The organism is Streptomyces sp. NPDC006372 (genome assembly GCF_040612515.1).
In the GTDB taxonomy this organism is placed as follows: Bacteria; Actinomycetota; Actinomycetes; order Streptomycetales; family Streptomycetaceae; genus Streptomyces.
On sequence record NZ_JBEXQJ010000004.1, the window covers coordinates 275,087 to 289,583 of the forward strand.

The 14,497-nt window shown below is 72.0% G+C and carries 14 protein-coding genes; 8 read left to right on the forward strand and 6 right to left on the reverse strand.

Annotated features, from left to right (window positions below):
* Position 1 precedes the first annotated feature (1 nt).
* Both ABZ016_RS10775 and ABZ016_RS10780 read right to left on the reverse strand, forming a co-directional pair.
* Positions 2 to 703, reverse strand: a complete 702-nt coding sequence (locus tag ABZ016_RS10775) for a GntR family transcriptional regulator (protein WP_356916209.1) — start codon at positions 701 to 703, stop codon at positions 2 to 4.
* Positions 704 to 821: 118 nt separating this feature from the next.
* Positions 822 to 2,177 carry an aspartate aminotransferase family protein gene (locus ABZ016_RS10780; protein ID WP_356916210.1) on the reverse strand — a complete coding sequence of 452 codons (1,356 nt, stop codon included), beginning with the start codon at positions 2,175 to 2,177 and terminating at the stop codon, positions 822 to 824.
* 169 nt (positions 2,178 to 2,346) lie between these two features.
* On the opposite strand from ABZ016_RS10780, the gene ABZ016_RS10785 reads away from it, so the two are divergent.
* The 3 genes from ABZ016_RS10785 to ABZ016_RS10795 all read left to right on the forward strand — a co-directional run bounded on the left by ABZ016_RS10785 (position 2,347) and on the right by ABZ016_RS10795 (position 5,498).
* A complete protein-coding gene (locus ABZ016_RS10785) occupies positions 2,347 to 2,952 on the forward strand; it encodes a type 1 glutamine amidotransferase family protein (RefSeq protein ID WP_356916211.1) in 606 nt (201 codons plus the stop codon).
* Positions 2,949 to 3,425 (forward strand): MarR family transcriptional regulator, encoded by a 477-nt coding sequence (locus ABZ016_RS10790; RefSeq protein WP_356916212.1) that lies wholly within the window; start codon positions 2,949 to 2,951, stop codon positions 3,423 to 3,425. The genes ABZ016_RS10785 and ABZ016_RS10790 overlap by 4 nt, the downstream gene beginning before the upstream one ends.
* Positions 3,426 to 3,503: 78 nt before the next feature.
* Positions 3,504 to 5,498 carry a serine/threonine-protein kinase gene (locus ABZ016_RS10795; RefSeq protein WP_356916213.1) on the forward strand — a complete coding sequence of 665 codons (1,995 nt, stop codon included), beginning with the start codon at positions 3,504 to 3,506 and terminating at the stop codon, positions 5,496 to 5,498.
* 266 nt (positions 5,499 to 5,764) lie between these two features.
* Here the strand turns inward: ABZ016_RS10795 and ABZ016_RS10800 are convergent, their stop codons facing one another.
* Positions 5,765 to 6,517: an SLATT domain-containing protein gene (locus tag ABZ016_RS10800; protein WP_356916214.1), complete on the reverse strand. Its 753-nt coding sequence runs from the start codon at positions 6,515 to 6,517 to the stop codon at positions 5,765 to 5,767.
* A gap of 293 nt (positions 6,518 to 6,810) precedes the next feature.
* On the opposite strand from ABZ016_RS10800, the gene ABZ016_RS10805 reads away from it, so the two are divergent.
* From ABZ016_RS10805 to ABZ016_RS10815, 3 genes are all read left to right on the forward strand, one after another.
* Entirely contained in the window at positions 6,811 to 7,152 is a 342-nt protein-coding gene (locus ABZ016_RS10805; protein ID WP_003991834.1) for a YbaB/EbfC family nucleoid-associated protein, read from the forward strand.
* Between the two features lie 93 nt (positions 7,153 to 7,245).
* Positions 7,246 to 7,845, forward strand: coding sequence for a recombination mediator RecR (gene recR / locus ABZ016_RS10810; protein ID WP_003991835.1), 600 nt, complete (start codon positions 7,246 to 7,248; stop codon positions 7,843 to 7,845).
* Positions 7,838 to 8,497: a DUF5063 domain-containing protein gene (locus ABZ016_RS10815; RefSeq protein ID WP_356916215.1), complete on the forward strand. Its 660-nt coding sequence runs from the start codon at positions 7,838 to 7,840 to the stop codon at positions 8,495 to 8,497. Before recR ends, ABZ016_RS10815 begins: the two co-directional genes overlap by 8 nt.
* 87 nt (positions 8,498 to 8,584) lie before the next feature.
* Here ABZ016_RS10815 and ABZ016_RS10820 read toward each other — a convergent pair whose 3' ends face one another.
* The 3 genes from ABZ016_RS10820 to ABZ016_RS10830 all read right to left on the reverse strand — a co-directional run bounded on the left by ABZ016_RS10820 (position 8,585) and on the right by ABZ016_RS10830 (position 11,567).
* Positions 8,585 to 9,421 (reverse strand): PhzF family phenazine biosynthesis isomerase, encoded by an 837-nt coding sequence (locus ABZ016_RS10820; protein WP_356916337.1) that lies wholly within the window; start codon positions 9,419 to 9,421, stop codon positions 8,585 to 8,587.
* Between the two features lie 74 nt (positions 9,422 to 9,495).
* On the reverse strand, positions 9,496 to 10,872 hold the full coding sequence (locus ABZ016_RS10825; protein ID WP_356916216.1) for a HAMP domain-containing sensor histidine kinase: 1,377 nt from the start codon (positions 10,870 to 10,872) through the stop codon (positions 9,496 to 9,498).
* Entirely contained in the window at positions 10,869 to 11,567 is a 699-nt protein-coding gene (locus tag ABZ016_RS10830; protein WP_356916217.1) for a response regulator transcription factor, read from the reverse strand. The genes ABZ016_RS10825 and ABZ016_RS10830 overlap by 4 nt, the downstream gene beginning before the upstream one ends.
* 234 nt (positions 11,568 to 11,801) lie before the next feature.
* Between ABZ016_RS10830 and ABZ016_RS10835 the strand changes: the two genes are divergently transcribed.
* Both ABZ016_RS10835 and ABZ016_RS10840 read left to right on the forward strand, forming a co-directional pair.
* Entirely contained in the window at positions 11,802 to 13,094 is a 1,293-nt protein-coding gene (locus ABZ016_RS10835; protein WP_356916218.1) for an aspartate kinase, read from the forward strand.
* On the forward strand, positions 13,094 to 14,185 hold the full coding sequence (locus tag ABZ016_RS10840) for an aspartate-semialdehyde dehydrogenase (RefSeq protein ID WP_356916219.1): 1,092 nt from the start codon (positions 13,094 to 13,096) through the stop codon (positions 14,183 to 14,185). Before ABZ016_RS10835 ends, ABZ016_RS10840 begins: the two co-directional genes overlap by 1 nt.
* Positions 14,186 to 14,497 lie beyond the last annotated feature (312 nt).

Genomic DNA, 14,497 nt, shown 5'->3' on the forward strand with positions numbered 1-14,497 from the left:
GTCATCCGGAGGCAAGACGCTCGATCAGGGCGATCGAGTGGGCGTTGTAGCCGGAGATGATCGACCGGGCGGTGGCGGTGTCGCGGGCCCCCAGGGCGTCGACCAGCGCGGTGTGGCCGGCCCACAGCTCGCCGCGCAGGTCGCTGAGCCGCCGCAGGTGCTGCACCGCGCACACCCAGGTCTGGACGCGCAGCCGGTGCAGGAAGTCGCCCAGATAGGCGTTGCCGAACAGGGCGGTGAGCTCGCGCCAGTAGCGCAGGTCGTAGCCGATGAGCACGGTGAGGTCACCGGCCGCGGCCGCCCGCTGCGACTCCTCGCCGCGCCGCCGGACCCCGGTGAGGGTGGCGGCGACCCGGGGGTCGTCAGGTCGCAGAGCGGTGCGCTGACCGGAGGTGAGGGCGTGGAACATCCCCTCGATGACCAGGTCGCGGGCCTCGATCATGCCGCGGAAGTCCTCGACCGAGTACTCGTGGACCCGGAAGCCGCGGTGCTGGTCGGCGTCGAGGAGTCCCTGCGCGGAGAGGTCGACCAGCGCCTCCCGCACCGGCGTGGCGGAGACGCCGTACTGCTCGGCGATCTCCTTGACCGTGAACTCCTGCCCGGGCTGGAGCCGCCCGGCCAGCACCTCGTCCCGAAGGGCGTCGGCGATCTGCTGCCGCAGGGTGCTGCGCGTCACGGAGCCGTTGCCGGTGCTGGCGGGCATGGTCAGGGCGTCTCCCTCGTCGCGTTCGGGTGGCGTGCACGTATATGTCTACGAGCACGCCACCATACGCGTTCGAACACGCCGTGAGGTTGTCCGTTACTGACGGGTTTACAGATGTTTACTGCGTGTATTCGTCCGCCACGGAGAGCGCCGCGTCGAGCACCGCGAGCCCCTCCTTGAGCTCGGCCTCGCCGATGTTGCACGGCGGCACGACATGCGTCCGGTTCATGTTCACGAACGGCCACAGCCCGCCGTCCTTCGCGGCGGCGGCGAAGGCGGCCATCGGCGCGTTCGCCTCCCCGGCCGCGTTGTACGGCACCAGCGGCTCCCGGGTCTCCCGGTCGCGGACCAGCTCCAGCGCCCAGAACATGCCGGTGCCGCGTACCTCGCCGACGCTGGGGTGCCGCTCGGCGAGCGCCCGCAGCTCCGGCCCGACGACGGACGCGCCCAGCCGGGCCGCGTTCTCGACGATGCCCTCCTCCGCCATGACGTTGATCGTCGCCACCGCGGCCGCACAGGCCAGCGGGTGCCCGGAGTACGTCAGACCGCCGGGGTACGGCCGCTTCCCGAACGTCTCCGCTATGGCGCCGGAGATCGCGACACCGCCGAGCGGCACGTATCCGCTGTTCACGCCCTTGGCGAAGGTCAGCAGGTCGGGCGTGACGTCGAACAGGTCCGCCGCGAACCACTCACCGGTCCGGCCGAAACCGGCCATGACCTCGTCCAGGACGAAGACGATCCCGTGCTTGTCGCACAGCTCGCGCACGCCCGCGAGGTAGCCGGGCGGCGGGACCATGATCCCGGCCGTTCCCGGAATGGTCTCCAGGATGATCGCGGCGACGGTCGAGGGCCCCTCGAAGCGAATCGTCGTCTCCAGGTGCTCCAGCGCCCGCGCGCACTCCTGCTCCTCGGTCTCCGCGTAGAAGCGGGTGCGGTAGAGGTACGGCGCCCAGAAGTGCACGACCCCGGCCGTGCCACTGTCGGAGGCCCAGCGGCGCGGGTCGCCGGTGATGTTCACGGCCTGCTGCGTACCGCCGTGGTACGAGCGGTACGCCGAGAGCACCTTCGGGCGGCCGGTGTGCAGGCGCGCCATGCGGATGGCGTGCTCTACGGCGTCGGCGCCGCCGTTGGTGAAGAAGATCTTGTCCAGGTCGCCCGGGGTGCGCTCGGCGATCAGCCGGGCCGCCTCCGAGCGCGCCTCGATCGCGAAGGCAGGGGCGAAGGTCGTCATCTTCGCCGCCTGCTCCTGGATCGCGGCGACGACCTTCGGGTGCTGGTAGCCGATGTTCGTGTAGACGAGACCGCTGGAGAAGTCGAGGTAGCGGCGGCCGTCGAAGTCCCAGAAGTGCGACCCCTCCGCCCCGGCGACGGCGAGCGGGTCGATGAGCTCCTGAGCGGACCAGGAGTGGAACACGTGGTCACGGTCGGCGGCCTTGACGGCGGCACCGGCTTCGGGGTTCGGCTGAGGGGTCATGCGGGCGAGCGTAGGCATGCGGGGCACCGGCGTGAAATCGGCGTCGTGTGTGAGGTCTGGGGGTTTCCGCGACAGGTTGTCGACGGGGAGGCGGACACCTCGAGGACTGTTGACAACATGCTGTCCAATGGACAGCATGTTGTCATACTCGGAATCGCCAGGAGGAGCCATGAGCGGCAAGCCCGTCCATCTCGCCGTCTACGACACGCTCGCCGACTGGGAGACCGGCCACGCCACGGCCCAGCTCGCCCGCGCCGGTCACCCGGTCCGGACCGCCGGCCCGTCCACGGACCCGGTCACCAGCATCGGCGGGCTGCGCATCCAGCCCGACCTCGCCCTGGACGACGTCCGGCCCGGCGACAGCGCGCTGCTGATCCTCCCGGGCGCCGACCTCTGGGACACCGGCGAGGACCTGGCCCCCTTCGCCCGCAAGGCCCGGGAGTTCCTCGACGCGGGCGTGCCGGTCGCCGCGATCTGCGGAGCCACCGCCGGACTGGCCCGCGAGGGCCTGCTCGACGACCGCGACCACACCAGCGCCGTCTCCTTCTACCTGGCCGCGACCGGCTACGCGGGCGGCGAGCGGTACGTCGAGGCCGACGCCGTCACCGACGGCGGCCTGGTCACGGCCGGCCCGACCGAACCCGTCGCCTTCGCCCGGGAGGTCTTCCGGCTGCTCGGGCTGTACGAGGAGGACGTCCTCGACGCCTGGTACCGGCTGTTCCACGACTCCGACCCGACGGCGTACCCGGTGCTGGAGAAGGCCGGGGCGCTGTGAGCCGGGAACGTCAGGACCTGTTCAGCCGCGGCGCCCTCGGGGTGTTCCGGCTGAACGGCCAGTTCCTCGCCGTGGCGGAGGAACTCGCCCGGCCCGCCGGGCTCACCGCCGCCTGGTGGCAGGTGCTCGGCGCGGTCCTCGGTGAACCGCTGCCCGTCTCCGGCATCGCCCGCGCGATGGGCATCACACGGCAGAGCGTGCAGCGCATCGCGGACCTGCTGGTGGAACGCGGGCTCGCCGAGTACCGGCCCAACCCCGCGCACCGCCGCGCCAAGCTTCTCGCGCCGACCGAGGAGGGCCGTGCGGCGATCGCCCGTATCGGCCCCGGGCACGCGGCCTTCGCCGACCGGCTGGCGGAGGCGCTCGGGGAGGCGGAGCTGGCGGACGCGGTGCGTCTGCTGGAGCGTCTGTCGGCGGTGCTCGACCAGGTGGGACTGCCCGAACGCGAACGTCCGCCTGTTACGGAACCGTAGAGCTCGCCCAGGTCACCGCGCCCCGGCCCCGCACTATTCTCGATCTGTTGCTCACGTGTGGGGGAAGGCGGCTGAGCGATGGAGAAGCTGGGGCCCGGGGATCCGCAGCACATCGGTGCGTACCGGCTGCTGGCGCGGCTCGGTGCGGGGGGCATGGGGCACGTCTATCTGGCCCGTTCCGAGCGGGGCCGCACGGTCGCCGTGAAACTCGTCCGCGAGGAACTGGCCGCGCAGGAGGAGTTCCGGGAGCGGTTCCGGCAGGAGGTGCGGGCCGCGCGGCGGGTCGGCGGGCACTGGACGGCGCCGGTGCTGGACGCGGACACCGAGGCGGCCGTGCCGTGGGTCGCCACCGGGTACGTCGCCGGGCCGAGCCTCCAGCAGGTCGTCGGGCACGACCACGGCGCACTGCCGGAACGTACGGTGCGCATCCTCGCGGCCGGGCTTGCGCACGCCCTCAAGGACATCCACGCCGCCGGCATCGTCCACCGCGACCTCAAGCCGTCCAATGTGCTCGTCACCATCGACGGCCCGCGCGTCATCGACTTCGGCATCGCCCGCGCCCTGGAGACCGTGACGGACGGCGGGCTCACCCGCACCGGGGCGCTCGTCGGGTCGCCCGGTTTCATGGCGCCCGAGCAGGTGCGGGGCGACCGCATCACACCGGCGTGCGACGTCTTCTGCCTCGGCTCGGTCCTCGCCTACGCCGCCACCGGCGCCCTGCCCTTCGGCACAGCCAACAGCGGTGTGCACGCCCTGATGTTCCGCATCGCCCAGGAGGAACCGGACCTGGAGGGCGTCCCCGAGGGCATCGCCGACCTGGTGCGCGACTGCCTGCGCAAGGACCCCGCCGCCCGTCCCTCCCTCGACCGCGTCCTGGAACGCACGGGCGCGGACGACACCGTCTCCGACGGCCGCGCCCTCGACCCTTGGCTCCCGGGCGCCCTGGTCGCCCAACTCGGACGGCACGCGGTGCGGTTGCTGGACGCGGAGGATCCGGAGGGCGAGGCCGGGCCCGCCGTGGCAGGGGCGCGGGGAACCGCGCGACCGGCCCCCGACGGCCCACAGCCGGGGAGCGACGGTGCGAAGCAGCGGCGGCCGGGCCCCGACGAGCAGCCCGGCCCCGACGCGACACCCGAACACGCCCCCGCCGCCGACGAGTCGGCACCGCACCCCGCGCCCCCGGAACCGCCTCCGCCCGGCCGGCCGGGGGAGGGCCCGTCGCTGAACCATCTGCCCACCATGGTCGTGGGCCAGGGAACCCCCACCCCGGCGCCGGCACCGCCCCCCGCCCCGGGCGCTCCGCCCCATCCACGGACGCCCCCACACCCGCACCCGGCGTACGGCTATCCCCAGCAACACCCCCAGCAACACCCGCAACAGCACCCCCTGCCCGGCACCCCTGGCGTCGCCCCGGCGTACCACCCGGCCTACGGCGGTCTCGGCTCCACCCCGCCCTACGGCCCGCCCCCGTACGGCACGACCCCGCCGTACGGCCCGCCGCAGGAGCCGCAGCGGCGAGACGGCCGGTCCACCGCGCTGCTCGTCGTCATCGCCCTGGTCGTCGCGCTGGCCGCGGGCGGATCGGTGTACGCGCTGATGCAGGGCGGCGCCGGAGACAAGGCCGACGACCCCACCCCCTCGCCGGGCACGAGCGCGCCCCAGGCGGCCGGTCCGTCGGTGCCGTCGCAGCCGGGCGACTCGGCCTCCCCGGCGGACGGCACGATCCCGACCGGCTACCTGGGCACCTGGACCACGACCATCGACAACTCCGACGGGCAGCACACCCGCAGCCTGACCATTCAGCAGGGCGAGCCCGGTGACACGGTCCTGTCCCTCGTGGCGGACGGCCCCACGAACGGGGGCGGCACCTACCACTGCGTCTTCGAGGGCGAACTGACCGACGCCCCCGACGGCGACGGCCCGCTGAGGATCGGCCCGTCCACCGTGACCGTCGGACAACCCCGCACCGCCTGCACCCCGGGCGCGGCCACCGAGGTCACCCTGCTGCCGAACGGCACGCTCCAGCGCGTGAACACCAGCAGCGGGGAGAAGCTGACGTACACGAAGCAGTGACCGACTCCGGGGGAAGCGGGGAGAAGCGGGGGAAGCGGGGAGAAGCGGGGGAAGCGGGGAGAAGCGGGGGAAGCGGGGAGAAGCGGGGAGAAGCGGGGAGTAGTTGTCCCGGTCACGCAGCCGCCGGACACCGCCGGGCACCTCGCGGTCACCGCGGCTCAGGCGGGCGCTGCCGGGCACCTCGCGGTCACTACGGCTCAGGCGGCGCGCTGCCGGGTACCTCTACGTCACCCGCGGCTCCGCGGCCGCCGCCGACCACCTCTACGTCACCGCGGCTCCGGCGGCCGCTGCCGGGGCATGTTGGGCCTCGCGCTCCCGGGCGGCACGGAGAACCGCCCGTTCACGCCCCCCGCCTCGGCCCCGCGCCCACCCCCGGAGAACACCACCGCCTGCGTCCCCACCGGCGCGGCCCCGCTCCGGAACTCCCCGGCCCACTCCGCCGTCTCGCCCCGCACCAGCTCGCTCAGATCCTCGGAGAACCTCCGCAGTACCCCGAGGCACCGCTCGGCCGCCTCACCGGCCGTCCCCTCGGTCGGGCCCAGGACCTCCCGCACACTCTCCGCCGCCCAGTCGAACTGGAGCGCCTGCAACCGCCGCTGCACGGCCTGCGCGGTGGCCATGTCCCGCATCCACCCCGATGTGACCCCGAAGTACCGGTCGACGGCGACGCACGCCACCCCCAGCAGCAGCGCCAGACACCCCCAGGGCGCGATGCCGCCCGCGGCGCCGGTCAGGTCCAGCAGGGGCAGTGCGACCCCGATCACCGCTCCGGCCGCCGCCCCGCCGCGCAGCACCCGCGCACCCCGCCGCTTCCACACCCGGTCCTCGAGGTACCAGGCCGCCGTCCGGAGCGCCCCGAGCTCCACCCAGCGGTACAGCTCGTCCAGCCGTGCCGCCGGCTCGCCCCAGTCCCCGAGCGGAAAGGCCCGCCCGGTCAGATCGCCCGGCCGCAGCCTGGCCGCCCCCTCGCCCCGTCCGTCCTGCGGCGGCCCCTCGGGCTGCATCTCCGGCTGACCCACCGGCCCTCCCTACTGACCACGCTGCGTGACAAACGACACACATGACGCACAAGACGCACGTGTCGCTCCTGACCCACACGACACGGAACGCCTGCCTCCTGACGCGCCGGACCCTTCCTACCCCCGAGCCGGTGGCGAAGATGTAGCTTTCGCCGCTTTTCCGCCCGGAAGTATTCCTTGATCGGTTATCGGGCGCGACCGGAACTCACTCGAAAGAGTGCTGGGGCGACGGCTGCCCTGACCACGTAGGCTCGTGCCGAACGGGAAAACCCGTACCGAGCAAGGAGCTGATCGTGATCCCCGGTGGTGGCCAGCCCAACATGCAGCAGCTGCTCCAGCAGGCCCAGAAGATGCAACAGGACCTGGCTCAGGCGCAGGAGGAACTGGCGCAGACGGAGGTCGACGGGAAGGCGGGCGGTGGCCTCGTGACCGCGACCGTCACCGGCGCCGGTGAACTGCGTGCCCTGAAGATCGACCCGAAGGCGGTGGACCCCGAGGACACCGAGACCCTCGCCGATCTGGTCGTGGCGGCCGTCCAGGCGGCCAACGAGAACGCGCAGGCACTCCAGCAGCAGAAGCTGGGCCCCCTCGCGCAGGGGCTGGGCGGCGGCGGCATCCCCGGACTGCCGTTCTGAGACGCGTACCGCCTTCCTCGGACGGGCGGCTGACAACTACGGTACGTACGGGACGGTGCGTACCGACCTCGAGGACCCAGGAAGGGCAGTCCGTTGTACGAAGGCGTGGTCCAGGACCTGATCGACGAGCTGGGGCGGCTGCCCGGCGTCGGTCCGAAGAGCGCCCAGCGGATCGCCTTCCACATCCTCCAGGCGGAACCGACGGACGTACGGCGGCTCGCCCAGGCCCTCATGGAGGTCAAGGCGAAGGTCCGCTTCTGCGCGACGTGCGGCAACGTCGCGCAGGAGGAGCTGTGCAACATCTGCCGCGACACCCGGCGCGACCCCGCGGTCATCTGCGTCGTGGAGGAGCCGAAGGACGTCGTGGCGATCGAGCGCACGCGTGAGTTCCGGGGCCGGTACCACGTACTGGGCGGCGCGATCAGCCCGATCGACGGGGTGGGGCCCGACGACCTGCGGATCAGGGAACTCCTGGCCCGCCTGGCCGACGGCACGGTCACGGAGCTGATCCTCGCCACGGACCCGAACCTGGAGGGCGAGGCGACGGCGACGTACCTCGCCCGCATGATCAAGCCCATGGGCCTGAAGGTCACCCGCCTGGCCAGCGGCCTCCCGGTGGGTGGGGACCTGGAATACGCGGACGAGGTCACCCTCGGACGCGCCTTCGAGGGGAGACGACTCCTAGATGTCTGACGCCACGCTGCACGCGACCGACCAGAACCCGGACGACTTCGCGGTCCAGATCGCGGACCAGATCGAGAGTTTCCTGGTCGCCGTCACGGAGGTCGCGAAGGGCGACGAGCCGGAATCGGCGGTGCCCTTCCTCCTACTGGAGGTCTCCCAACTCCTCCTGGCGGGCGGCCGGCTCGGCGCGCACGAGGACATCGTGCCGGACGAGCGTTACGAGCCCGACTCGGGTCCCGAGCCGGACGTGGACGGGCTCCGCGAGAACCTGGTCCGCCTCCTCGACCCGATCGACGTCTACTCGGAGGTCTTCGACCCCTACGAGCCCCGCAAGGCCCCGGTCCCGGCCCGTATCTCCGACGACCTGGCGGACGTCATCACCGACCTCCGCCACGGCATGTCCCACTACCGGGCGGGCCGCACCACGGAGGCCCTGTGGTGGTGGCAGTTCTCCTACTTCTCCAACTGGGGCTCCACCGCCTCGGCGACCCTCCGGGCCCTGCAGTCGGTCCTCGCCCACGTCCGCCTCAACCAGCCCCTGGCCGAACTCGACGGCCTGGACACGGACCAGGGCATGGGCGACGACACGCTCGAGTTCGAAGCGGGCCGGGTCATGGCGGAGGAGATCGCCCACCCCTTGGGCATCCGCCAGGCCAAGTAGCCGCGAGGATCGGAGCGTTCGGGACAGCCTCGGTCGCGAAACTCCAGCCGCGCCTGGCCCGAACGCACCACCGGCGGCAGGAGCCGATCAGAGCCGCACGGCCGCGCCCGTCACGCCGATGCCCGACTCCGGCTCCGCCGGTACCGTCACCGTGATCGTGCTCGCGCGTCCCATGTCCACGCCCTGATGGATCGTCAGGGTGCTGGGAGGGGAGGTGAGTCCGAGCTCGCGCAGGTAGCCGCCGAGCGCGGCCGCCGCCGCCCCCGTCGCCGGGTCCTCGACCACGCCGCCGGGCGGGAACGGGTTGCGGGCGTGGAAGACGGTGGGGGACTCGCGCCAGACCAGGTCGACCGTGGTCCAGTCCCTGCGGGCCATGAGCGGGCCGAGGCGTGCCATGTCGTAGTCCAGATCGGCCAGCCGCTCCCGGCTCGCGGCGGCGATGACCGGGTGCCAGGCCCCGGCGAAGGCCACCCGGGGCGGCAGCGCCGGGTCCAGGTCCTCGGCGGACCAGCCCAGGATCGCCAGCAGTTCGGCGAGGTCGGCCTCCTCGAGCGGTACCGTACGCGGGGCGACGCTCACCAGGGTCGCCACGAGGGTGCCGTCCGCCGCCCGGTCCGTGGTGACGGTGACCGGGCCCGCCTGCGTGTGCAGCAGCAGGCGCCCGGTGCCGTGCCGTTCGGCGTGGGCGACGGCCGTGGCGATCGTCGCGTGGCCGCAGAAGGAGACCTCGGCGAGCGGGCTGAAGTACCGCACGTCCAGGGAGCCGTCGCCGGACTCCGTCACGAACGCCGTCTCCGAGTAACCGACTTCGGCGGCCGCCGCCAGCATCGCCGCGTCGTCCGCTCCGGTGGCGTCGAGCACCACCCCCGCGGGGTTGCCGCCCTTGGGATCCGTACTGAACGCCACGTAGCGCAATATCTCCATGATCTCCATGGTCCCGACCGTAGCGCGCACGGTTTCCCGCGTCCCGGGATTCGGGCTCAGCGGCTTCGGCCGGTTCAGCCGGTGCCGCGGTGGGACGTCCTGAGGGTGATCGTCACGCACAGGCCGCCCCCCGGCGCGTCCTCCAGGGTCACGGTGCCGCCGTCGTCCGTCGCCAACTGCCTGACGACCGCGAGACCGAGACCGGAACCGGTTTTCCCCGTCAGACCCTGGCCGCGCCAGAAACGGTCGAAGGCGCGGGACTTCTCGGCGTCGGACATGCCGGGCCCGTCGTCCAGGACCGACACCCCCACCACATCGCCCCGGGGGTCCACCCGCACGGTGATCGTCCCGCCGTCGGGTGACACCTCCAGGGCGTTGGAGAGCACGTTGTCCAGCATCTGGTCCAGATGACCGGGGCTGGACAGCACCGACGGCCGGCCGTCGGTACTCCCCCTGAGCGCGATGGTGACCCCGCGCTCGTCGGCGGCCGGCCTCCACACGGCGAGCCGCTCCCGCACGATGTCCATCAGCGGGAGCGGCTCCGCCGCCGTCACCTTGGCCTCGGCCCGGGCCAGCACCAGCAGGTCGTTGACCAGGCGGCTCATGCGCACCACCTCCGCCGTCGCCTGCTCCACGTCCTCGCGCACGAACTCGTCGTCCACGCCGTCCGCGATGTTGTCCAAGGACAGCCGCAGGGCCGTGAGAGGGGTGCGCAGCTGGTGGGAGGCGTCCGCGACGAAGATGCGCTGGGCCGCGATCAGTGTGTCCAGACGTTCCGCGCCCTGGTTGAGGGTGCGGGCCAGCGTCTGTGTCTCCGGCGGCCCCGTCACGGGGGAGCGGGCGGTCAGGTCGCCGTCGCTGAACTTGCTGGCCATGTCGTTGAGCTGGCGCAGCGGACGGGTCAGGCGGCGGGCCACCCCGACGCCGAGCAGGGCGGCCACCCCGAGGACGAGCACGGCGAGGACCGCCCGGAAGCCCCAGATCTGCCAGAGGCGGTCGGTCATCTCACCGGTCGAGAACCTGATGCGGACGGCGCCGACGACCGGGCCCTTGTCGTGGTCGCCGGCGGTGGCCCGCTGGTGCGCGGGGACCGTGACGACGAGGTGGTCCCCCCAGATGAAGTCGGAGCCCCAGTCGACCGTGGCCCCGCCGCCGCGCAGTGCCCTGGTCAGCGCGGCGTCCACCGCCGGCCGGGGCAGGTCGGCCGCGCAGGCGGCGGTGGCGGTGGCCTGGATCTCGTCCTTGTAGGCCTTGGCCATCTCCTCCAGTGCCTGGCAGGAGGCGGGGCGGCCGTTGCCCAGCAAGAGGGCCATGGCGTCGGCCTCGCGCAGGACGGACGCCCTGGTGTCGTCCCGCAGCTGGTCCGTGAGCGTGAAGGCCACCGGCACGGTGAACAGCGCGATGGCCACCGCGACGAGCAGGACGTAACTGCGGACGAGCTGGCGGATCACGACGCGTCGCCGCCGCTGCCCTCGACGATCTCCAGCCGGAAGCCGACCCCGCGCACCGCGTCGATGGTGACCGCGCCCGCGAGCTTGCGCCGCAGCGCCGCCACGTGCACGTCCAGCGTCTTCGTCGGCCCGAACCAGTTCGCGTCCCAGACCGCCTCCATGATCTGCTCGCGCGACATCAGCGCCCCGGGCTCCTCGGTGAGGAACGCCAGCAGGTCGTACTCCTTGGGCGCGAGAGCCACCTCCTCGCCGTCGAGGCGCACCCGGGCCGCCTTGCGGTCGACGGTCAGTCGGGTGCCGTAGCGGTCGGGGCCGCTCCCGGGCGCCCCGGCGGCGGTGCGGGGCTGTGCGCGGCGCAGGACCGCGCGGATGCGGGCGATGACCTCGCGGACGCCGAACGGCTTGGAGACGTAGTCGTCCGCGCCGATCTCCAGGCCCACCACGCGGTCCGTCTCGTCGCTGCGGGCGCTGATCACGATGATCGGGACGTCGCCGCGGCCGCGCAGCGCCTTGCAGACGTCGAGGCCGTCGGTGTCGGGCAGGCCGAGGTCCAGCAGGACGACGTCGTAGGGGCCCGCGTGGTCCAGCGCCGCCCGGCCCGTGTCCACCCACTCGACCTCGAAGCCGTAGCGCGTGAGGCCGCGCCTGAGGGACTCGGCGACCGGTTCATCGTCTTCCACCAGGAGTACGCGCACAGCCGCACCCTAGTGCTTGAAAGTTGAGCCACCGAGGGGGGCCGTGTGCGATTGTGACGCCGGGCACTTTCTCGCGTGGCCTGTGCTCAGATGGGCATGAGCAGCTCTGGGCGGGTGGCCCGGAAGTCTCACCATGCGATATCGCGGTGGGGGTTTTCGGACGCTCGCTAGACTGAGCCGACCGCGGTACGAAGGCGTATGAGCGGATAGATACGGATTGAGCGAGGAGCGCACGTGGGCCTTGTCGTGCAGAAGTACGGAGGCTCCTCCGTAGCCGATGCCGAAGGCATCAAGCGCGTCGCCAAGCGGATCGTGGAAGCGAAGCAGAACGGCAACCAGGTGGTTGCCGTGGTTTCCGCGATGGGCGACACGACGGACGAGCTGATCGATCTCGCCGAGCAGGTTTCCCCGATGCCTGCCGGGCGCGAGCTCGACATGCTGCTGACCGCCGGAGAGCGGATCTCCATGGCATTGCTGGCCATGGCGATCAAAAAGCTGGGCCACGAGGCCCAGTCGTTCACCGGCAGCCAGGCAGGTGTCATCACCGACTCGGTCCACAACAAGGCCCGGATCATCGACGTCACGCCGGGCCGGATCAAGACCTCGGTGGACGAGGGCAACATCGCGATCGTCGCCGGTTTCCAGGGCGTCAGCCAGGACACCAAGGACATCACCACCCTCGGCCGCGGCGGCTCCGACACCACCGCGGTGGCGCTGGCCGCCGCCCTCGACGCCGACGTCTGCGAGATCTACACCGACGTCGACGGCGTGTTCACCGCCGACCCGCGTGTGGTGACGAAGGCCCGGAAGATCGACTGGATCTCCTTCGAGGACATGCTCGAACTGGCGGCGTCCGGGTCGAAGGTGCTGCTCCACCGCTGTGTGGAGTACGCCCGCCGGTACAACATCCCGATCCACGTCCGGTCCAGCTTCAGCGGACTCCAGGGCACCTGGGTCAGCAGCGAGCCGATCGTTCGAAAGACGCAAGCGCAAGGGGAAAAGCAGGTGGAGCAGGCTCTCATCTCCGGTGTCGCGCACGACACCTCCGAGGCCAAGGTCACGGTCGTCGGTGTGCCGGACAAGCCGGGCGAGGCGGCCTCGATCTTCCGCACGATCGCCGACGCCGAGATCAACATCGACATGGTCGTGCAGAACGTGTCCGCCGCCTCCACGGGGCTGACGGACATCTCCTTCACGCTCCCGAAGACCGAGGGCCGCAAGGCCATCGACGCGCTGGAGAAGAACAAGCCCGGCATCGGCTTCGACTCCCTGCGCTACGACGACCAGATCGGCAAGATCTCCCTGGTCGGCGCGGGCATGAAGACCAACCCGGGCGTGACCGCCGACTTCTTCACCGCTCTGTCCGACGCGGGCGTGAACATCGAGCTGATCTCGACCTCCGAGATCCGTATCTCGGTCGTCACGCGCGCCGACGACGTGCCCGAGGCCGTGCGCGCGGTGCACTCCGCGTTCGGTCTCGACTCCGACAGCGACGAGGCCGTCGTCTACGGAGGCACCGGCCGCTGATGGCCGACCTCCGACAGGACGCCCGGACCGGACGGTCCGGGCGTCCGACGCTTGCCGTGGTGGGGGCGACCGGAGCCGTCGGCACGGTCATGCTCCGGATCCTGTCCCAGCGGGCGGACGTCTGGGGTGAGATCCGGCTGATCGCCTCCCCGCGCTCGGCCGGCCGCAAGCTGACCGTGCGCGGCGAGGAGACCGAGGTCGTGGCCCTCACCGAGGAGGCCTTCGACGGGGTCGACGTCGCCATGTTCGACGTCCCCGACGAGATCGCCGAGCGGTGGGCGCCCCTGGCCGCCGCCAAGGGCGCGGTGGTGGTCGACAACTCCGGCACGTTCCGGATGGACCCGGACGTGCCGCTCGTCGTGCCCGAGGTCAACCCGCACGCCGTGCGGATGCGCCCGCGCGGGATCATCGCCAACCCGAGCTGCACGACGCTCTCCATGATCGTCGCCCTGGGCGCCCTGCATGCCGAGTACGGGCTGCGGGAGCTGGTCGTCTCCTCCTACCAGGCGGTCAGCGGCGCCGGCCGCGCGGGCGTGGACACGCTGCGCCGGCAGCTGTCCCTGGTGGCCGGCACGGAGCTGGGGACCAACCCCGGTGACGTGCGGCGGGCCGTGGGCGACAGCACCGGGCCGTTCCCGGAGCCCGTCGCGCTGAACGTCGTGCCGTGGACGGGTACGGCCTGCGAGGACGGCTGGTCGTCGGAGGAACTGAAGGTCCGCGACGAGGCCCGCAAGATCCTCGGGCTGCCCGGCCTGCCCGTGGCCGTCACCTGTGTCCGGGTGCCGGTGATCACCACGCACTCGGTGACCGTGCACGCCCGTTTCGAGGGCGAGGTCACCGTCGCCAAGGCCCGCGAGATCCTCGCCACGGCACCCGGCGTCGTCCTCTTCGACAACCCCGCCGCCGGGGAGTTCCCGACCCCCGCCGACGTGGTCGGCACCGACCCGACCTGGGTCGGACGGGTGCGGCGTGCGCTGGACGATCCCACGGCCCTCGAGCTCTTCGTGTGCGGGGACAACCTGCGCAAGGGCTCCGCCCTCAACACCGCGCAGATCGCCGAGGTGGTGGCGGCCGAGCTGTCCTTGTCATAGGCGGTTTGTAGGATCTGTGTACGACATGTGAGCTGATCGATGGTCCGGACCACTTGTCCGGGGCGCTTCGGCATCAGAGGATTTATCTCCCCGCCCTCCGCAACCGTGCGGAGGGCGGGGAGCGTCTTTGCGGTCGCCCTTCGGCCGTGGGAGCGCTTCATCAGGCGTGGGGACGCCTGGAACCGGGCGTGGGGACGTCCGTTCACATCTGGACATAGGGGAAGAGCGGGACGCATGAGGGCATTTGACGCACCATCGGTTGTGCTGCCTGACGCGGGTAGACCGTCGACGGCGACGGTCGGCGTGAAAGTG